The sequence below is a fragment of the Streptacidiphilus carbonis genome (assembly GCF_000787775.1).
Classification (GTDB): Bacteria; Actinomycetota; Actinomycetes; order Streptomycetales; family Streptomycetaceae; genus Streptacidiphilus; species Streptacidiphilus carbonis.
Map to the genome: position 1 here is coordinate 118093 of NZ_BBPM01000017.1, position 20349 is coordinate 138441.

Consider the following 20349-nt stretch of genomic DNA (forward strand, 5'->3'; position numbering starts at 1 on the left):
TCCTGATGCCAACCCGTTGTCAACACGTCACGTTGGAGATGGCTACCCGAAGTGACGTTCCGTAAACACTACTCAGTCAATTATCTCAACAAATCGGACAGAGGCTCACTCGCAGTGGTCGGAATCGGCCCGATTCGGCCGCTCCAGCAAGAAGTTGAGCGCTCATCGGAATGCTGAGGAAACGGTACCGCGCGACGGCCCGCCGTGGGTGACGGTCCATCGGAACCACCCGAAAGCACGCGCATCCCACCCCGGAAGAGTGGAATGCGCGTGCTCGTCAGACGATCGTATTCATCGCTTCATCGTCTTGAATGCCTCGGCTAATTCACCGTCAGAATGGTCAGCGAGTAGGCGGCGAAGGACTTGGTGAACGTCGCCCCGAGACCGTGCACCGGACTGGTCACCGGGACGACCTTGGCGGGGTCGCTGATGGTGTTGGTGTCGGTCGGGTGGGCCGAGCCGAGCACCGTCTGGCTGCCGGTCTCGGCGACCGTCCCGACGCCGGCCAGGTCGACCGTGACCGGCTGGGCGGTGCCGCCCGGATTGACCACGGCGATGTAGATCCGGCCGGTCTTCGAGTCCTTGGTGACCACCGTGTTCAGCCCGCCGATCCCGGCGTAGGAGGCGCTGAGCACCTGGTCGCCGTGGTGCTGCGCCAGCATCGACTGGGCGTAGTAGCTGGGCGAGCCGTAGCTGGTCAGCGCGTCGAAGCCGATCAGGTTGGTGTTCCACTGCACGCTGTTGACGTTGGCGAGCAGCGGCGCGTAGGCCTCCTGGGTGACGATGTCGGAGTTGCGCTCCAGGCCGGTCAGCCAGGAGGCGTCACCGAGCGCGGCGTTGAGGTCCGGGGTCGGCTTGCCCTCCTGCGAGGCCCACTCCCCCACCATGATCTTCGGGCCGCTGCGGGAGGTGCTGTCGTACAGGTTCGCGTGGCTGTTCATCCACGCGGGGGTCTGGTAGTAGTGCTCGTCCACCACGTCCGGGGTGCGGGACTTGACCGGGGTGGTGGCGATGATCTTGATGGACGGGTAGGCCTTCTTGATGGCGTCGTAGAACTGCGCGAAGCGGCCGTTGTCGCCGTCGTAGCTGCCGGAGCCGTCGAACCAGTCCTCGTTGCCGACCTCGACATAGCCGATGTGGAACGGCTCGGGGTGGCCGTCGGCGGCGCGCTTGGCGCCCCAGACCGTGCTGGTGGAGCCGGTGGCGTACTGGATCTCGTCCAGGGCGTCCTGGACGTACGGGCCGAGCTTGCTCACGTCCACATGGCTGCCGTTGAGGTTGTAGCCGGCGTAGACGGCGAGCAGCGGCTGGGCGCCGAGGCTCTCGGCCCACTCCAGGTACTCCAGCAGGCCCATGCCGTCGGTGGACCAGTAGCCCCAGGCGTCGTCCTGGTGGCCGGGCCGGGTCCAGGTCGGGCCGATGGTGTTCTTCCAGTCGAAGCGGGTGGCGAGGGTGTTGCCCTCCAGGTAGTTGCCGCCCGGCTCGCGGATGAACGAGGGCTCCAGTCCGGCGATCTTGGTCATCAGATCGGTGCGCAGACCGTTCTTGACGTTGCCGTAGGTCGGCGGGAAGAGCGAGACGTCGTCCAGCCACAGGGTGGCGCCGCTGCCGGTCTCCGCGGAGAGCACGAAGCGGGCGGCCGCGGTGGAGGGGGCGTCGTCACCGGTCCTGATGGTGGTGGTGAACTGCTTCCAGCCGGTGCCCACGCCGTCGACCCTGCCCTTGGCGTAGACGGTGCCGTCGGCGCCCTCCACGTCGACCGTGAGCGGGCCCTTGAAGCCGGCGCCGGCCTTGGCGAAGAAGCTGACCGTGTACTTGCGGTCGGCGGCGACCGGGATGCCCCAGAAGCCGGAGTTGGCGACCCCGGCCCGGCTGCCCTTGGTGGCGCTGGCCAGCGAGACCTTGAGCGACTGGGTCAGCGCGCTGTTCAGCGGGTTGGCGCTGTCCAGGGCGATGGTGGAGTCGCCCACCGCGGACCAGTCGACCGGGCTGGTGGAACTGGCCATCATGGAGCGGTTCTGGATCAGCTCGGCGTAGAGGCCGCCCTCGCCGGAGTGGTTGATGTCCTCGGTCATCACCCCGAAGAAGGTGGACGGCAGCGCGTGCGCCGGGTTGGCGGTGTCCACGCTGAGGGTGCCGCCGGAGGTCCCGACCACGGTCTGCACCTCGTCGGCGGTCAGCGCGTGGTCGAACACCTGGACGTCGTCCACGCTGCCGCCGAAGAAGTCGGCGGGCGCGGCGTTGTAGCGGCCCCGGCCGATGACGGTGTCCCCGGTGGCCTGCCAGTTGCCGGTGTAGGCAGTAGTGCCCTGGAGCACCCCGTTGACGTACAGCGAGAGCTTGCCCGCCGCCACGTCGTCCACCCCGACCAGGTGGTACCACTGGCCCGCGGTGGGCGCGGCCGTGGCCGGAACGGTGGCGACGGTCGCCGAGTCGGAGTCGGAGGCCAGCCGGGTGAATGCGAACTTCCCGGTGTCGCCGCGTAGTTGCAGGTAGAACCCGCTGATGTTGGCCCCGTCGACACTGACCGCGGTCTGGAAGCCGGTGACCGCGGTGGGCTTCACCCAGGCCGAGACCGAGAATGACTGCCGGGTGTCCACCACGGCGCCGCTCGCGGTGGCGTAGCCGTTGGCGGTGCCGTCCAGGGTCAGCGCGTGCGCGCCGACACGGCCCGGGGTGGCCCAGCTCGCGCCGCTGCCCAGGGTGGCGGTGCGGCCGTTACCGGAGGAGTCGGCGGCGCTGGTGCCGCTGCCCTCGTCCAGGCCCCAGTGGGCGGAGGTGTTGATCCCCGCGACCTGATCGGCTGTCAGTGCCCCCTGGTAGAGCTGGACGTCGTCGACCGAGCCGTTGACGAAGTCGACCGGGTTGCCGCCGAACAGGCCCCGCCCGATCAGGGTGTGGCCCGCGGCCTTCCAGCCGCCGCCGGTGTAGGCGGCGTCGGTCTGCGCCGCGCCGTCGACGTAGAGGTGCAGCTTGCCGGCGCTCTCGTCGTCCACGCCGACCAGGTGGTACCAGGTGCCGGTGGTGGGCGCGGTGCTGTCGGTGGCGATCGCCGAGGTGGTCGCGCTGGTGCTGTCGGAGGAGAGCCGGGTGAAGGCGAAGTCGCCGGTGTCCCCGCGCAGTTGCAGGAAGAAGCCGCTGATGTTGGTGCCGTCGATGCTGACCGCGGTCTGGTAGCCGGAGGTGTTGTTGAGCTTCACCCAGGCGGAGACGGTGAAGCTCTGCGAGGTGTCGACGACCGGGGCGGGGACGTCGACGTTGCCGTTGGCGGTGCCGTTGAAGCTCGCCGCGTGTGCGCCGACCTGGCCGGTGCTCCAGCTCGCGCCGCTGCCCAGGGTGCCGGTGCGGCCGTTGCCCGAGGAGTCGGCGGCGCTGGTGCCGCTGCCCTCGTCCAGGGCGTAGTGGGCGGCCGGCGTGGGGGCGGTGGTGGCCGCGCCCGCCGTGCCGCTGCCGATGGCGGTGGTGAGTCCGCCGAACAGCAGCGCGGCGGTGGCGGTGAGAGCGACGGCGCGACCGCGCCCCCGTCTCATTTGTGATATGAACATGACACCTCTCAGCTGGCGATGGATCCCGATCCGTACGTGCTGTGATGTGGCGTGATGCGACGTGGCCGATGTGATGCGGCTGACGTGATGCGGCTGATGTGGCGATGCGGCGTGCAACCGAGCCAGGGCGTGCAGGGCCGAGGGCTCGCGCGGGTCGGCAACCGGGGTTCCCGGTTGCCGACCCGAGTCAGCTCTCAGATGTCGAGGATGCGCGGGGCGTCAGCGCCGTTTGGCCAGCCGCCTGGCCCGCAGCCGGTCCGCGGTGATCGCGATGCCCAGCACCGCACCCAGCACGATCTGGGTGTAGTTGGAGTTGATCTGCAGCGTGGTCAGACCGTTGTTGATCAGCTCCAGCAGCACGGCACCGGCGACGATGCCCATGATCCGGCCCTGACCGCCCATCAGGCTCACCCCGCCGATGACCGCGGCGGCGATCGCCGAGAGCTCCCAGCCCACACCGACCCCGCTCGCGGAGCCCACGCCCATCCGGCCCAGCACCAGCATGCCGCCCAGGCCCGACAGCAGCGAGCTGGTGACGTACATGGACACCACCCGGCGGTCGCCGCGGATACCGGCCAGCCGGGCCGCCTCGGCGTTGCCGCCGACCGCGTACACCTGGCGGCCCTGGTAGGTGCGCTCCAGGAAGAACCACGCCGCCACCGCCACGATCGCGAACAGCACCAGTGGCACCGGGATCTGGGCCAGGTAGCTCTGCCCGATGTCACCGAAGAAGCCGGAGATGCCGGGGATCGAGGTGCCGGAGGTGATCGCCAGGGTCACGCCCTGGGCGACGGTGTAGGTCACCAGGGTGGTGACGAAGGGCGGCATCTTCAGCCGGGTCACCGCCAGCCCGTGGATCAGGCCCACGGTGCCGCAGATGGCCAGCGTGAAGATGATCGCCACCCCGGCGGGAAGGCCGGCCTTGACGTTGAACCAGGAGGCCAGGATGACCGAGGTGCCCAGCAGCGCGCCGACCGAGAGGTCGATGCCGCCGGTCAGGATCACCAGTGACTCGCCGATCGCGATCAGCCCGTACTGGGCCAGGTCGAAGCCCATGCCCTGGAGGTTGACGGCGCTGGCGAAGGTCGACTTGTCGATGGCGAGTGCGGTGAACACCACCACACAGGCCACGACCACGCCCACCTCGGGCGTCTCCACCAGCCGGCGGAGCATGCCGGCCCCTGGCTTCTCCGGCGCGGCCGCCGCGGGGGCGGGCGCGGTGTCCGTACTGCTGCTCATACGATCGCCTCTTTCGCTGCGGCCTGTGCTTCCGGGGACTGCGTTCCCTGCGTCCCGGCCGCCGCCGTCATGATCAGTTCCTTGCTGAACCGCTCCCTGGGGATGTCGGCGACCACCCGGCCGTTCGCCATCACCACGATCCGGTGGCAGATCCACAGCAGCTCCTCCAGTTCGGAGGAGGCCGCGACCACCGCCAGACCCTCCTTGGCGGCCTCGTCGATCAGGCCGTAGATCTCCGCCTTGGCGCCCACGTCCACGCCTCGGGTCGGCTCGTCCAGCAGCAGCAGCCGCGGTTCGGCGGCCAGCCAGCGGCCGAAGACCACCTTCTGCTGGTTGCCGCCGGACAGGTCGCCCACCGGCTGCTCGGCCGAGTGCAGCCGCACGCCCAACTCCTTGACCAGGCGGCCCGCGTGCTCGCGGTCGGCGCGCGGGGTGAGCACCCCGCGGCGGCTGATCCGGCGCAGCGTGGCCAGGGTGATGTTCCAGCGCACCGAGGCGCCGAGCACCAGCGACTGCTCCTTGCGGTCCTCCGGCACCAGCCCGATCCCGGCCGCGACCGAGTCGGCCGGGTGCTTCGGGAAGAACGGCTCGCCCTTGAACTCGACGGTGCCGCCGGTCCTGGGCTGGGCGCCCATCACCGTGTGCAGCAGCCGGCTGCGCCCCGAGCCCATCAGCCCGGCCACGCCGAGGATCTCCCCGGCCCGCACCTCCAGGTCGACCGGGCCCAGGCCGTCCGCGGTCAGGCCCTCGGTCCGCAGCACCACCTCGCGCTCGACCGACGGCGGCGGGCTGACGTCCGCCTTGGCCAGCTCGCTGCCGACCATCTCCCGGATCAGCCGCTCCTCGGACGCCTGTTCCGGCGTCAGGTCGGCCACCAGCCGACCGCCGCGCAGCACGATCACCCGGTCGGCCAGCGCCCGCACCTCGTCCAGGCGGTGGCCGATGAACAGCACCGCCCCGCCGCCCTCGGCGTGCCGGCGGGCCAGCGAGAGCACCTTGTCCGCCTCCACCGGGCCCAGCGAGGAGGTCGGCTCGTCCAGGATCAGCACCTTGGGGTGGTGGCCCCAGGCCTTGGCGATCTCGATCATCTGCCGGACCGGGACGGGCAGCCGCTCCACCGGCCGGTCGACGTCCACACCCTCGACGCCGACGTCCGCCAGCAGCGCCCTGGCCTCGGCCCTGGTACCGGCCCGGTCGAAGCGCCAGCCGCCGAAGCGGCGGCCCTCGCTGCTCGCCGGGCGCCGGCCCAGCAGCAGGTTCTCAGCCACGCTCAACTGCCCCACCAGCGGGAACTCCTGGGCCACCAGGCTGACGCCGAGGCCCTGGGCGTGGTCCGGGCGGCCGCTGTGCAGCTCCTGCCCGTCGATCAGGATGGATCCGGTGCTCGCGGTCACGGTGCCGGACAGCACACCCATCAGCGTGGACTTGCCGGCGCCGTTCTCGCCGACCACGCCCACGATCTGACCGCTGGTCAGTTCCAGCTCCGGGATGTCCAGCACCTTGACCGGCCCGTAGCTCTTGCTCACTCCCCGGAGGGACACGACGGCGCGAGCCGCCGTGTCCCCACCGGTCCGTGCTTCCACGGCTGCCATAGCGCGACCTCAGCCTATGCCGAGCTTGGTCAGCATGGCCTGGTAGTCGACGATGTTGGACTGGGTCACCACACCCGCGCCCGTGCTCAGGCTGGTCCCGTCGCTCTCCAGGTAGGGCTTGACCAGGGCCAGGGTGGCGTCCTTACCGAGCACCTTGAACGCCGCCAGCAGGAAGGCTCCGGTGTAGCCCTGCTGGTAGGGCTGCTGGAGCACGGTGGCCTGGATGACGCCGCTCTGGATGAACTTCAGCGTCTGCGCGTCGCTGTCGGAGGCGATGACCTTGATCGCACCGGTCTTGCCGGCCGACTGCACCGCCTGGCCGGCCGCGGGGCCGTCGTAGGAGTAGACCCCGTACAGACCCTTGACGTTGGGGTCGGTCTGGAACGAGGTGGAGGCGTTGGACAGCGCCTTGGAGGCGTCCGTCGCGTCGTTCAGGGTCTGGGTGATCTTGATGTTGGAGCCTTCGAGCGCCTTCTTGAAGCCGGCGATGCGCTCCAGCGAGTTGGACGCGGTCAGCGATCCGGTGAGGATCACCACCTCGCCCTGGTTGTTCAGCACCTGCTTCATGGCCGCGCCGGCCTTCTCGCCCAACTGCTCGTTGAGGCTGCCGAGGTAGAGCGCGGAGCCGTCCTCGGGGGGCAGCGGGGAGTCGATCGCCAGGACCGGGATGCCTGACGAGTTGGCGGAGGCGATCGGGGCCTTGATGGCGGTCGGGTCGATGGCGGAGACGCTGAAACCGGAGATGCCCTGGCCGCGCAGGGTCTGGATGATCGACAGCTGCTGGTCCAGCCGGCCGTTGGCGGGCGCCTGGAAGGTGCCCTTGATGCCGAGGTCGCTGAGGCCCTTGTTGAAGCCGACCTTGCCCGCGTTCCAGTAGTCCACCGCGACGTTGACGACCATGGCCTCGTCCAGCTTGGAGAGGTCCTTGCCCTGCAGCGCGGTCTTGATGGCGGCGTCGAGCTTGGTGAGGTTGGCGTCGTTGAACGAGATGTCACCGGAGAGGGTGACGGCCGGGGCGGAGCTGCTGCCGCCGGCCGCGGAGGCCGAGCCGCTGCCGCCACCGGCTGCCCCGGTCTTGCTGCAGGCCGCAGCGCCGAGGGCGAGCAGCAGCGCGGTGCCCACGGCGGCGAGCTTCTTTGATCTGGCGCTGCCGGAGGTGTGTGCGGACGTCATGGTGGTGGTCCTCTCGATCGGTTTCCAGGCACGGCGGAGCGAACACCCCGCCAGAAATTGTTTGCGCTAACAATTGAGCTGTGCGTCTGTACTTCCGTGCAGGTACTCAGTTGGTGCGCGGTGCTCAGCCGGCGCCCCGGGCGGCCGCCGTACTCCCCCGGAGCACCAGTTCGGGGGCGACCAGCACCCGGTCCTTGCTACCGGACTCGCCCTCGACCTGGGCCACCAGCAGCTCCAGTCCGCGGCGGCCGAGCTCACCGAAGTCCTGACGCACCGTGGTGAGCGGAGGAGTGAAGTAGGAGGCCTCGGGGATGTCGTCGAAGCCGACCACGCTGATGTCGCCGGGAATGCCGCGACCGGCCTCGTTCAACGCCCGGAGAACCCCGAGAGCCATATGGTCGTTGGCGCAGAAGACCGCCGTGACCTCCGGGTTGTCCAGCAGGTGCAGCCCGGCCTCGTAGCCGGACCTGGCGCTCCAGTCCCCGCTGACGACCTCGGGCACCGGAGCGCCCGCGTCCGCCAGCACGGCCCGCCAACCGGCGCGCCGGGCCTGTGCGTCCAACCAGTTCGACGGTCCCGCGACATGGTGCACCGTGCGGTGCCCCAGATGGAGCAGGTACTGCGTGGCCGCCCTCGCCCCGGCCTCATTGTCCACGGCCGCCCCGGGCACCCTGGCCTGGGTGCCGGAACCGACCGCGACCACCGGGACCGCGCTGCGGACCTGCGCCAGCGCCCCGACGGCCGAGGTCTGCGGCGCGATCACCAGCACACCCTCCACCGCCTGGTCCCTGAGCCGGTCCACGGCCTCCTGCACCGACCGGCCGTCCAGCGAACGCAGGCTCGCGATGCTGACGAAGTAGCCGGCGCTGCGGGCGGCCTGTTCGATGCCGTAGAGCATCGAGGCCGGTCCGTAGAGGGTGGTGTCGAAACTGACCACCCCGAGCGTTTGCGACCTGCGGGTGACCAGGGTGCGCGCGGCCGAGTTCGGACGGTAGTCCAGCTCCCGGATCGCGACCAGCACCCGCTCCCTGGTCTCCTCCTTGACGTGCGGATTGTCGTTGAGCACCCGGGAGACTGTCTGGTGCGAGACGCCCGCCAGCCGCGCGACGTCGGCCATGACCGGCTGGCGCCCGTTGACGGTGTTCGCTGCTCCCATGGAATTCCTCACTCCGACCTGCGCCTATACGGCGTTCTTGAGCACAAGGGACTGTCCGACAAGGTACGGCATCTGTTTCCCCGCCGTTTCCGACACTGCATTGTTAACGCTCACATGACAACGCGTCAACGGGTTGCGCAGGTCACGTTTCGGCTACCTGACAACAGTCTGACAACGCCCCGGCAACGGGCCGGACGCGGCACGGCGCAGCAGCGGGCCGCGAGGGACCGCAGGGGGCCGCAGCCGGCCGGCAGCGCCCCGTACCCGCGACCCCCGGGCCCGGCAACGCCCCTTGCGCCCAACGACGGTGAGCCACCCCGCCAGGCACGGCGGGGTGGCTCGGCACGGAGGCTGACGGTCGTCCTACCCCAGTCGGATCACGTTCCACGACAGCGGCGGCAGTACCGCGCTCAGCGCGCTCCCGTCCGCCGACAGGGAGGTGCCCTCCACCACGCCGGGCGCCACCCGGTCGGGCGCGTCCAGCGTGTTGCGTGCGTCCGGGTCGGCGTCGGTCAGCACGGAGTGCTCGACCACCCGGGTCAGCTCCAGGCCCCGGAGGTCGACCGTCAGCGGCAGCGCCTCGGTCTGGCTGCGGTTGACCGCGAAGACGGTGACCGCGCCGGTCTCGTCGTCGATGGTGGCGGTCGCGTGCAGCAGCGGGACCTCGCCGAACTTGGCGGTGGAGTACGTCGGGCTGTCGACGTTCACCGTCAGCACCCGGCCGCGCCCGTACGCCGAGGCCTGGGCGAACGGGTAGAAGGTGGTCTGCCGCCAGGCCGGGCCGCCGGGCTCGGTCATGATCGGGGCGATCACGTTCACCAACTGGGCCAGGCAGGCGACGGTGACCCGGTCGGCGTGGCGCAGCAGCGCGATCAGCAGCGAGCCGAAGACGACCGCGTCGGTGACCGAGTAGACGTCCTCCAGCAGCCGGGGCGCCTCCTCCCAGTTGAGCGGTTCGGCCGCCTGGGTCTTGGTCAGGTACCAGACGTTCCACTCGTCGAAGGAGATGTTGATCTTCTTGGACGACTTCAGCCGCGCGCCCACGTGGTCGCAGGTCGCGACGACGTTCTCGATGAAGGACTCCATGTCCACCGCCGAGGCCAGGAAGGAGTCCCGGTCGCCCCCCAGCTCCTCGTAGTACGCGTGCATGGAGATGTAGTCCACGACGTCGTAGGTGTGCTCCAGCACCGTGGCTTCCCAGGCGGCGAAGGTGGGCATGGACTGGCTGGAGCTGCCGCAGGCGACCAGCTCCAGGTCCGGCTCGATCATGCGCATGGCGCGGGCGGTCTGCGCGGCCAGCCGGCCGTACTCGTCCGCGTCCTTGGCGCCGATCTGCCAGGGACCGTCCATCTCGTTGCCCAGGCACCACAGCCGGACCCCGAAGGGGTCCTTGTCGCCGTGGCCGATCCGCCGGTCGGCGAGATCGGTGCCGGAGGGGTGGTTGGTGTACTCCTGGAGCTCCAGGGCCTCCTGGACGCCGCGGGTGCCCAGGTTGACCGCGATCATCGGCGAGGTGCCCTCGACCTTGCGCAGGAAGGACATGAACTCGGAGAGCCCGAAGCGGTTGGTCTCGGTGGAGCGCCAGGCCAGGTCCAGCCGGCGCGGCCGCTCCTCCGCGGGGCCGACGCTGTCCTCCCACTTGAAGCCGGAGACGAAGTTGCCGCCGGGGTAGCGGATCGCGGTGACCCCGAGCTCGCGCACCAGGTCGAGCACATCGGTGCGCAGCCCCTCCGCGTCGGCAGCGGGGTGGCCCGGCTCGTAGATGCCGGTGTAGACGCAGCGGCCCAGGTGCTCGACGAAGGAGCCGAACAGGCGGGGGTCCACGGTGCCGACCGAGAACGCGGGGTCGAGGACGATACGGGCTTTGTCGGACATGGCTGCTGACTGCCTTTCAGGGACGTGCGGGGAGTGCGGGGGTGCGGGGAGTGCGGGGGTGCGGAGAGGGCGGGGGTGCGGAGAGGGCGGGATCCGGGGGGATGCGGGGGGGTTTCCGGTGCAGCGGGTGCGGGGCCCGACCGTTGTCTGGGCCCCGCACCCGGTCCTACTGCCCGGCGAGGCCCGTGTGGGCCACGCCCCGCACGATCTGGCGCTGGAAGAGGACGAATATGACGAGCAGCGGCAGGCCGGCGATGATGGCGGCCGCCATCACCTGCGCGTACATCACGCCGTAGCTGCTCTGCACGGTGACCAGGCCGACCGGCAGGGTCATCGACTTGGGGTCGTTGAGGACCAGGAACGGCCAGAGGAAGTTGTTCCAGCTGCCGATGAAAGTGAAGATGCCGACCGCGGACAGCACCGGGCGCGACAGCGGCATGATGATCGTCCAGAACACCCGCCAGCGGCCCGCGCCGTCCACGAAGGCGGCCTCCTCCAGCTCGCGCGGCAGCCCCTGGAAGAACTTGACCATGATGAACACCATCGCCGGGGCCACCAGCTGGGGCAGGATCACTCCCCAGTAGGTGTCCACCAGGTGCATCGAGACCATCTCCTCGAACAACGGGATGAGCAGCACCTGCGGCGGCACCATCACCCCGGCCATGACCAGCCCGTAGAGGACCTTCTTGCCCTTGAACTCGGTGCGGGCGAAGCCGTAGGCGGCGGTCGCGGTCAGGGCCAGCGTCAGCAGGGTGACCATCACCGACACGAACAGCGAGTTGAGCATCCACTGCCCGATGTCGCCGGCCTCCCAGACCTTGCGGTAGGCGGCGAAGGTGACCACGCTGCCGAGCCAGTGCAGCGGGGTGGTCGCGGTCTCCGCCTCGGGCTTGGCCGAGGTGGCCAGCGCCCACAGCAGCGGGACCACCCACAGCACGGCCAGCGCCAGGGCGACAACCAGCAGCGCGACCCGGCCCGGGGTCCAGCGGGCGCGGCGGCCGCCCTCGTCCTCGTCGGCCCCCTTCAGGGCCGCGCCGATGCGGCGGGCCAGGCCTCCGGCCCGGTCGGTGGCGCGGTAGTCGGTTGCGGCCATGGATCAGCCCTCCTCACGGTTGCGGCCGAGGCGCAGCTGCACCAGGGAGACGACGACGATCAGCACGAACAGGATGTAGGAGACGGCCGAGGCGTAGCCGGTGCGGTAGCCCGTGAAGCCGACGTCGTACATGTACTCCAGCACCGGGCGGGTGGAGTTGTCCGGACCGCCGCCGGTCATCATGTAGATCTGGTCGAAGATCTTCAGCGAGGCGATCAGCTGCAGCACCACGACCAGGCCGGTGGTGCGCTTGAGCATCGGGATGGTGATCTTCCACAGCCGCTTCCAGGGGCCGGCGCCGTCCAGCTCCGCGGCCTCGTACAGCTGGGCCGGGATGCCCTGCAGCGCGGCCAGGTAGAGCAGGAAGTTGAAGCCGACGGTCCACCAGACCGTGGTCAGCACCACCGACGCCATGGCGTACTGGGAGTCGGTGAGCCAGCCGATGGTGGACTTGAAGGTCCCGTCGATCAGCCCGAACCCGGGCTCGAAGATCCAGGTCCAGATCACCGCCACGACGGCGGAGGGCAGCACGAAGGGCGCGAAGTAGCTGAGCCGCCACAACCACCGGACGAAGCGCAGCTGGTGCGCGATCAGGGCCATCGCCAGCCCGAGCACCACCAGCGGCGGGGTGCTCATCAGGGTGAACTCCACGGTGTGCCACAGCGACTGCCACACCAGGGGGTCCTTGAAGGCCTCGGTGTAGTTGTCCAGGCCGATGAACTTGGAGTTGATGCCGGCCAGGTTGTAGTCGCTGAAGCTGATCCGGACCCCGTAGAGCAGCGGCCACACCAGGAAGAGGGCGTAGACCAGCAGGAACGGCGCGGTGAAGACCAGCCCGTGCTCGGTCCAGCCGCGCCGCACCCGGCCGGACGTACGGGACCGGCCGGCGGAGTCGGCCCCGGAGCCGGGGTCGGGCGCGGAGCCGGCGTCGGTACCGGTGAGGGTTGCGCTCATGCTGCCGCACCTCCAAAGGGGTTCGGGGTGGCGATCAGTTTCCGGAGGGCGGACTTGGCCTGGTCCAGGCCCTGCTGCGGGGACGAGCTGCCGGTCAGCACCTGGGAGAAGGCGGCGCCGAGGTCGATCCACATGGCGGAGGCGGAGCCCGCGAACCAGGCCACCGGATCCAGCGCCACATCATTGGCGACCGAGGCGTACTCGGACTGCGGTTCGAGCTTGTGGTAGGCGTCGCTGTCCCGGACCGGGGAGTACGCGGGGACGTGCCCGCCCTCGGCCCACATCAGGCTGTTCTTCAGCATCCAGGCGGCGAACTGGTGGGCGGCCCGGTTGGGGGCTCCGCCGCGGCCGGACTCGTGCGGCAGCACGAAGGAGTGGCAGTCGGCCTGGGCGTTGGCCACCGGCCCGAACAGCGCCGGGATGCGAGCCATGCCGAACGGCAGCGAGGTGTTGGACTTGAAGGTGGAGACGTCCCACTCGCCGTCCAGGAAGAACCCGGACTTGCCGCTGTTGAACAGCGCGATGGCGCCGCCGACGTCGGTCTTCTGCACGGCCAGGCCCTCGTGGGTGAGCTGCTGCATGAAGGTCAGCACCTTCAGCGCCTTGGCGTCGTCGATGGTGAGCCGCTTGGCGTCGGCCGACAGGACGGTGCCGCCGGCCTGGGCGTAGAAGGTGGAGAACAGCCGCCAGGGGTTGATGCAGCCGGGGCCCAGGGTCTCGAAGGTGATCGGCTGCTGCCCGGTGGTCCTCTTCACGGTGCGCAGCACGTCCAGGAACTGGTCGGTGCCGGTGATGGTGCGGATCTTGCCGTCGGTGCCGAGCAGTCCGGCCTTCTTGGCGATGTCCGTGTTGTAGTACATGACGAAGGGGTGGGTGTCGAGCGGCACCGCGAACTGCTTGCCGTCGACCGTGCCGCGCTTCCAGATGCTGTCCGGGAAGTCGGACGAGTGGATCCCGAACTCGCCGAGCAGGTCCAGGTCCCAGGGGTCCAGCAACCGCCCCGGGGCGAACCCGGGCAGCCGGGCCAGGTGCAGCACGGCGATCTCGGGGGCGCGGCCGCCCGCTCCGGCCATGGCCAGCTTGGTGTAGTACGGGGCGCCCCAGGCCAGGGTGTTGGCCTCCAGGTCGATCTGCGGGTGGGCCTTGCTGAAGGCCGCCTCCATGGCCTGCATGTTGACGCCGTCGCCGCCGCCGAAGAGGTTCCAGTAGCGGAGCCGGGTCTTCCCGGAGGCGAGCGCGTCGGCCGAGCAGCCGCTGGTGGCGGCGGCCACGCCGAGCAGGCCGAGGGCCATGGCCCCGCCGAGGAAGCCCCGGCGGGAGGGCGGGCACGCCCGCTGGGCGGTCGGGGCTTCGGACGGGTCGGCGGACCGGGCGTCGAACTGGGCGGCAGTCAGGGCGGCGGGCGGGGTGGAAGTCCGATGGAGAGGTGGCGCCATTGCTTCCTCAGCTGATCAGGTCGATAGATCGACAAATGAGCAGGTGGACATATGGGCAGCTGGTCGAGGGTATGGCAAGGCCCCGGTGGGTGCGCACCCGGGCGGGGTGCGCACCCACCGGTCAGTACCGGTGAAGCGGTGGGACCTGACGGAATCCCTCAGCGGCGCACGGGCTCAGAAGCCCTGGGCCAGGCGGTAGTAGGCCTGGTTCCAGCGCAGCTCCTGGGTGAGGCGGCGGGTGGTGGTGTCCGCGTCGACCAGGGCGAGTTCGGTTCCGGTCATCTCCGCCAGGTCGGCGAGCTCCTCGGCGCCCAGGGCGCTGGAGTACACCGTGTGGTGCGGGCCCCCGGCGGTCAGCCAGGACTCGGTGGAGGTCTTCAGGTCGGGGCGCGGACGCCAGACCGCGCGGGCCACCGGGAGCTTGGGCAGCGGCTCCGGCGGGGCGACCGTGTCGATCTCGTTGGCGACCAGCCGGAACCGGTCGCCGAGGTCGGCCAGGCCGATGACCACGGCCGGGCCCGGCGCCGCGTCGAACACCATCCGGACCGGGTCCTCCCGGCCGCCGATGCCCAGCGGGTGGATCTCCACACTGGGGGTGTCCACCGCGATGCTGGGGCAGACCTCCAGCATGTGGGCGCCCAGGATCAGCTCCTGCCCGGGGGTCAGGTCGTAGGTGTAGTCCTCCATGAAGGAGGTGCCGCCGGGCAGCCCGACCGCCATCGCCTTGAGCGTGCGCAGCAGCGCGGAGGTCTTCCAGTCGCCCTCGCCGCCGAAGCCGTAGCCGTCCGCCATCAGCCGCTGCACGGCCAGGCCGGGGAGCTGGCGCAGCCCGCCGAGGTCCTCGAAGTTGGTGGTGAAGGCGCCGAAGCCGCCCTCGCCGAGGAAGCTGCGCAGACCCAGCTCGATCCGGGCGGCGTAGCGCAGCGACTCGTGCCGCTCGCCGCCCTGGCGCAGCTCGGGGGCGACCCGGTAGAGGTCCTCGTACTCCTTGACCAGCTCGGCCACGCTCGCGTCGGACGCCGCGTCCACCGCCTCGACCAGGTCGTTGACGCCGTAGGTGTTGACCGAGACACCGAAGCGCAACTGGGCCTCGACCTTGTCGCCCTCGGTGACCGCGACATCGCGCATGTTGTCGCCGAAGCGGGCCAGCTTCAGGCTGCGCAGCTCGGCGCGGCCGACCGCGGAGCGGACCCAGCCGGCCACCCTGGCGACCGTGGCCGGGTCGCTGACATGGCCGGCCACGGTCTTGCGGGCGACCCCGAGCCGGGACTGGATGTAGCCGAACTCGCGGTCGCCGTGGGCGGCCTGGTTCAGGTTCATGAAGTCCATGTCGATGGTCGACCACGGCAGCCGGACGTTGGACTGGGTGTGCAGGTGCAGCAGCGGCTTGCGCAGCGCGTCCAGCCCGGCGATCCACATCTTGGCCGGGGAGAAGGTGTGCATCCAGGCGATCACGCCGATGCAGGAGTCGTCGGCGTTGGCCTCCAGCATCACCCGGTGGATCGCCGAGGCGTCGGTCAGCACCGGCTTGACCACCAGCTGCACGGGCAGCCCGGCGGCCAGGGTCGCGGCTATCTGCCCGGACTGGTCCGCGACCTGACGCAGCGTCTCCGCTCCGTACAGGCCCTGGCTGCCGGTGAGGTACCAGACCTGGCGGGTGGGGAACGGGGTGGCGGCGGTCATGCGGGGTCTCCTTCGGAGCCGACGGTGGCGGGGGCCGCGGAAGCGGCGGAGGGTGCGGTCTCCGGCTGGGAGGCGGCCGGGGCCTGGCCGTACACGTTCTGGTAGCGGTCGTAGAGCCGGTCGATGTCCTGCTGCGGCAGTCGGCTCACCGGCCCGAGCTGCCGGGCCAGGTGGACGGTGCGGGCCACGTCCTCGCACATCACCGCGGCCTTCACGGCGGCCTTGGCGTTCTTGCCGATGGTGAAGACCCCGTGCTGGCGCATCAGCACCGCGGGCGAGCGGTGCCCGTCCAGGGTGGCGACGATGCCCTGGCCGATCGAGTCGTCGCCGATCAGGGCGAACGGGCCGACCGGGATGTCGCCGCCGAACTCGTCGCCCATCGCGGTGATCGCGCAGGGGATCGGCTCCCCCACCGCCGACCAGGCGGTGGCGTACGGGGAGTGCGTGTGCACCACGCCGCCGACGTCCGGGCGGTTGCGGTAGACGTAGGCGTGGGCGGCGGTGTCGCTGGAGGGCGACAGCTCGCCCTCCAGCACCTTGCCGTCCAGATCGCAGACGATCATCTGCTCGGGCGTCAGCTCGTCGTAGGACAGCCCGCTCGGCTTGATCACCATCAGCTCGGTGCCGGGCAGCCGGCCGCTGACATTGCCGCTGGTCCAGGCGACCAGGCCCCAGCGCAGCAGCTCCGCATGCAGGGCGCAGACCTCGGCCTTCAGCTGTTCGAGCGGGGTCATCGGGCTTCCTCCAGCAGGAGATCGGAACCGGCGGTGCCGGCGGCGTCCGCGGCGGCGCTGTCGGATCCGGCGTCGGTGTCGGCAGCGGCACCGGCGGTGCGGGCCGCGTCGCGCAGTGCGCGGAGCCGGTGCAGCGCGTCGCTGCCGCCCCGGCCGAAGTGGTCGTGCAGTTCGCGGTACTCGGCGAAGAGCCGGTCGTAGGCGTCGGCCCGCTGCGGGTCCGGGGTGTGCACGGCGAGGTTGATCCGGCCCATCGCCGCCGAGGCGGTGCGGATGTCCGGGTACGCCCCGGCCGCAACCGCGGCGTGGATCGCCGAGCCCAGCGCCGGGCCCTGCTCGGAGCCGATCACATTGACCGGGCGGCGCAGCACATCGCTGTAGATCTGCATCAGGAAGTGGTTCTTGGGCAGCCCGCCGGCCACGGTGAACTCGGTCACCGGGACCCCGGCCTGCTCGAAGGCCTCGACGATGACCCTGGTCCCGAAGGCGGTGGCCTCCAGCAGGGCGCGGTAGATCTCCTCAGGCCTGGTGTCCAGGGTGAGGCCGAGCAGCAGGCCGGAGAGGTGGTGGTCGACCAGCACCGAGCGGTTGCCGCTGTGCCAGTCCAGCGCCACCAGTCCGTGCGCGCCGACCGGTTGGGCCGCGGCCTTCTCGGTCAGCAGCTCGTGCACGCTCAAGCCCCGCTCGCGGGCCTCGACGGCGTAGGACTCGGGCGCCGCGGTGCGGACGGCCCAGGCGAAGATGTCGCCCACCCCGCTCTGCCCGGCCTCGTACCCCCACAGTCCGGGGACGACGCCGTCGCGCACCACCCCGCACATACCGGGGACCTCGGCCAGGACGTCGGAGTTGAGGATGTGGCAGGTGCTGGTGCCCATGATGGCGAGCATGTGCCCGGGGTCGAGAGCCCGGGCGGCGGCGTTGGTTACGTGGGCGTCGACATTGCCCACGCTGACCGGGGTCCCCTCATTGAGCCCAGTCAGCGCCGCCGCCCGGGCGGTCAGCGAACCCGCCGCGTCGCCGAGCGACGCCAGCGGGTGGTCCAGTTTGGCCGTGAAGCCGGTGAAGCCGGGGTTCAGCCGGCCCAGGTAGTCCGCGCCGGGACGGGCGCCGTCCTCGGCGGGGAGCAGGTCGGGCTGGTGGATGCCCTTGTAGCCGGCGGTGCAGAGGTTGCGGTTCTCCTGACCGGTGAGCTCCCAGACGATCCAGTCGGCCGCCTCGATCCAGCGGTCCGCGGCCGCGTACAGCTCCGGGTCCTCCTCCAGCAGTTGCAGCCCCTTGGCGTACTCCCACTCGCTGGAGATCTTGCCGCCGTAACGGGGCAGCCAGGACTCGCCCAGTTCGGCGGCGAGCGCGTTGATCCGGTCGGCCTGCGGCTGCGCGGCGTGGTGGCGCCACAGCTTGGGGTACGCGTGCGGGCGCCCGGCCAGGCCGGGCAGTTCGCAGAGCGGGGTGCCGTCCGCGGTGGTCGGCAGCACGGTGCAGGCGGTGAAGTCGGTACCGATGCCGATGACCTGGTCCGCGGTGACCCCGGCCAGCTCCAGCGCCTTGGGGACGGCGTTGCGCAGCACGTCCCGCCAGTCGTCCGGGAGTTGCAGCGCCCAGTCCGGCGGCAGGGTGGTGCTGCCGTCCGGCAGCACGGTGTCGATCACGCCGTACCGGTACTCGTGGACCGCGTCGGCCAGCTGGGTGCCGTCCTCGACGGAGACGACGACGGCCCGGCCGGAGAGGGTGCCGAAGTCGATGCCCACCGTGACGGGGGTATTGATGTTAACGCTCACAATTGGCTCTCCGAGGAAGCGGCAATCCCAGCGGGACAGGTGACAGGCGGCATACGGGTACCGTCGCGGCGGTGATCCGGCCGGATCCGAGGGTCCGTCGGCCCCTCCGTACCGGCGGCGTGGTCAATTGTTAACGCTCACATGCTGCCATCGTCAATAGATTGCGCAGAAGTAAACCGGGCCGCCGCCCTCCCGGAGGGGAGAGCGGCGGCCCTTGGGGGTCGCGGGAGCAGGGTCCGCGGCGCGGGGGCTGGCGGCGGCCCTGGCGTCAGGCCTGGTGCCGGGCCTTGACGTCGGCCCTGGTGCGGGCCTTGGGCCGGGCCTTGGCGGCGGCCTGGCGTCAGGCCTGGTGCGGGCCTTGGCTGGGCCTTGGCGCGGGCCTTGGGGTTGGCCCTGGCTCGGCCTTGGCGCGGGCCTTGGGGTTGGCCGTGGCGCCGCGCCTTGGCTCGGTCCTGGTGCGGGCCTTGGCGTCAGCCCTGGCGCGGAACCTGGTGTGGCCTTGGGGTCAGCCCTGCACGTGGACCAGCATCTTGCCGGTGTTGGCGCCGCGCAGCATGCCGATGAAGGCGTCCACGGTGTTCTCGAAGCCGTCCACCACGGTCTCCTCCACGTGCAGCTTCCCCTCCCGCAGCCAGCCGCCGACCTCGGCGGCGAAGGCCGGCTGGAGCCCGTAGTGGTCGCCCACCAGCATCCCCTCCAGGCGCAGCCGCTTGCCGATCGCCAGCGCCAGGTTCCGCGGACCGACCGGGGCGCCGGTGTCGTTGTACTGGGCGATCGCACCGCACAGCACCGCCCGGCCGCGCAGCGTCAGAGCGCCGATCGCGGCCTCCAGGTGCTCGCCGCCCACGTTGTCGAAGTAGACGTCGATGCCCTCGGGGGCGGCCTTGCCGAGCTGCTCGGCGACCGGACCCTGCTTGTAGTCGAAAGCGGCGTCGAAGCCGAACTCCTCGACCAGCTTGCGGACCTTCTCCGGCGAACCCGCGCTGCCGACTACCAGCGAGGCGCCGCGCAGCTTGGCGAACTGGCCGACCATGCTCCCGACGGCGCCGGCCGCGCCGGAGACGAACACCGCCTCGCCCTCCTTGAAGGAGCCGACCTCCAGCAGGCCCGCGTAGGCGGTGAGCCCGGTCATGCCCAGCACGCCCAGGTAGGCCTGCAGCGGCAGCGAGTCGTCGACCTTGACCGCCTTGGCGGAGTCCAGGGTGGCGTACTCGCGCCAGCCGAACCCGTGCAGCACCGCGTCACCGACCGCGAAGCCCTCGGCCTCGGACGCGACGACCCGGCCGACCGCGCCGCCGTCCATCACCGCGCCCAGCCGGAACGGCGGGACGTACGACTTGACGTCGTTCATCCGGCCCCGCATATAGGGGTCCACGGACAGGAACTCGTTGCGGACCACGATCTGTCCCGCGCCGGGCGCCTGGACCGGGGCTTCGACCAGCGCGAAGTCCTCGGGGGTCGGCCAGCCGTCGGGACGGGCCACGAGGTGCCACTCACGGCCGGTCACGGGAAGGGTCTGCTGCGCCATGACGGGTTCCTTTACTTTCTCGTTCATTGAGTAGGTCTTTAGTTGACAACCGAAAGCAACTCTGCGCCAGAAAGGTTCACCATGTCAAATATTCAGCTACCCTGAGGGTATGTCGCAGCAGCTGGATCCGCTCTCCCTCGAAGTCGTCGACCTGATGGCCAACCTGGTCGCGCTCTTCCACAAGGAGTACGAGGAGGCCGCGTCGGCCCGCTCGCTCACCGGGGCCCAGGCCAAGGTGCTGGCCCTGCTCAGGCGCGGACCCATGCCGATGCGCCAGATCGCGCAGACCATGAGCTGCGAGCCGTCGAACATCACCGGCATCGTCGACCGGCTGGAGCTGCGCGGGCTGGTGGCCCGTCAGGCCGACCCCGACGACCGGCGGATCAAGCGCGTCGCCGCGACCGAGGCGGGGCGCGACGCCTCCGCGGAGCTCCGCGAGTCGCTGAACTTCGCCCGCGCACCGCTGGCCGCGCTGGAGCCGGCCGAGCGCGAGCAACTGCGTAATCTGCTGCAGCGCATCGTCGAGGGCGCGAAGCAGCCCCGCTGACCCGCACTGCCGCCGC

14 protein-coding genes are annotated in these 20349 nt (G+C 70.6%); 1 reads left to right on the forward strand and 13 read right to left on the reverse strand.

Annotated elements, in window-relative coordinates; translation table 11 throughout:
- Nucleotides 1–320: 320 nt before the first annotated feature.
- From TR46_RS38870 to TR46_RS16140, 13 genes are all read right to left on the reverse strand, one after another.
- Complete coding sequence (locus tag TR46_RS38870) at nt 321–3545, reverse strand: alpha-L-arabinofuranosidase family protein (protein WP_161790143.1); 3225 nt, start codon at nt 3543–3545, stop codon at nt 321–323.
- Nucleotides 3546–3764: 219 nt separating this feature from the next.
- Complete coding sequence (locus tag TR46_RS16085) at nt 3765–4784, reverse strand: ABC transporter permease (RefSeq protein WP_042400867.1); 1020 nt, start codon at nt 4782–4784, stop codon at nt 3765–3767.
- Nucleotides 4781–6310: a sugar ABC transporter ATP-binding protein gene (locus TR46_RS16090; protein ID WP_236655347.1), complete on the reverse strand. Its 1530-nt coding sequence runs from the start codon at nt 6308–6310 to the stop codon at nt 4781–4783. Before TR46_RS16090 ends, TR46_RS16085 begins: the two co-directional genes overlap by 4 nt.
- Before the next feature lie 75 nt (nt 6311–6385).
- Nucleotides 6386–7549, reverse strand: a complete 1164-nt coding sequence (locus TR46_RS16095; RefSeq protein WP_042400872.1) for a substrate-binding domain-containing protein — start codon at nt 7547–7549, stop codon at nt 6386–6388.
- A 124-nt stretch (nt 7550–7673) separates the two neighbouring features.
- Complete coding sequence (locus TR46_RS16100; RefSeq protein WP_042400875.1) at nt 7674–8705, reverse strand: LacI family DNA-binding transcriptional regulator; 1032 nt, start codon at nt 8703–8705, stop codon at nt 7674–7676.
- A 363-nt stretch (nt 8706–9068) separates the two neighbouring features.
- Nucleotides 9069–10580, reverse strand: a complete 1512-nt coding sequence (gene arfA / locus TR46_RS16105) for an arabinosylfuranosidase ArfA (protein WP_042400879.1) — start codon at nt 10578–10580, stop codon at nt 9069–9071.
- 166 nt (nt 10581–10746) lie between these two features.
- Nucleotides 10747–11673, reverse strand: coding sequence for a carbohydrate ABC transporter permease (locus tag TR46_RS16110; RefSeq protein ID WP_084718554.1), 927 nt, complete (start codon nt 11671–11673; stop codon nt 10747–10749).
- Nucleotides 11674–11676: 3 nt separating this feature from the next.
- Nucleotides 11677–12627 carry a carbohydrate ABC transporter permease gene (locus tag TR46_RS16115; protein ID WP_042400882.1) on the reverse strand — a complete coding sequence of 317 codons (951 nt, stop codon included), beginning with the start codon at nt 12625–12627 and terminating at the stop codon, nt 11677–11679.
- Nucleotides 12624–13919, reverse strand: coding sequence for an extracellular solute-binding protein (locus TR46_RS16120; protein ID WP_042400972.1), 1296 nt, complete (start codon nt 13917–13919; stop codon nt 12624–12626). Before TR46_RS16120 ends, TR46_RS16115 begins: the two co-directional genes overlap by 4 nt.
- A gap of 318 nt (nt 13920–14237) precedes the next feature.
- Nucleotides 14238–15746, reverse strand: a complete 1509-nt coding sequence (gene araA / locus TR46_RS16125; protein WP_042400886.1) for an L-arabinose isomerase — start codon at nt 15744–15746, stop codon at nt 14238–14240.
- The gene (locus TR46_RS16130; RefSeq protein ID WP_084718557.1) at nt 15743–16480 is read right to left on the reverse strand and encodes an L-ribulose-5-phosphate 4-epimerase; all 738 of its coding nucleotides are present in this window, start codon (nt 16478–16480) and stop codon (nt 15743–15745) included. The genes araA and TR46_RS16130 overlap by 4 nt, the downstream gene beginning before the upstream one ends.
- Nucleotides 16477–18258 (reverse strand): ribulokinase, encoded by a 1782-nt coding sequence (gene araB, locus TR46_RS16135; protein WP_084718559.1) that lies wholly within the window; start codon nt 18256–18258, stop codon nt 16477–16479. Before araB ends, TR46_RS16130 begins: the two co-directional genes overlap by 4 nt.
- Nucleotides 18259–18763: 505 nt before the next feature.
- Entirely contained in the window at nt 18764–19786 is a 1023-nt protein-coding gene (locus tag TR46_RS16140) for an NADP-dependent oxidoreductase (RefSeq protein WP_042400889.1), read from the reverse strand.
- A 109-nt stretch (nt 19787–19895) separates the two neighbouring features.
- Here TR46_RS16140 and TR46_RS16145 point away from each other — a divergent pair, with 109 nt between their 5' ends.
- Complete coding sequence (locus TR46_RS16145; protein WP_042400891.1) at nt 19896–20333, forward strand: MarR family winged helix-turn-helix transcriptional regulator; 438 nt, start codon at nt 19896–19898, stop codon at nt 20331–20333.
- The last annotated feature ends 16 nt before the right edge of the window (nt 20334–20349 follow it).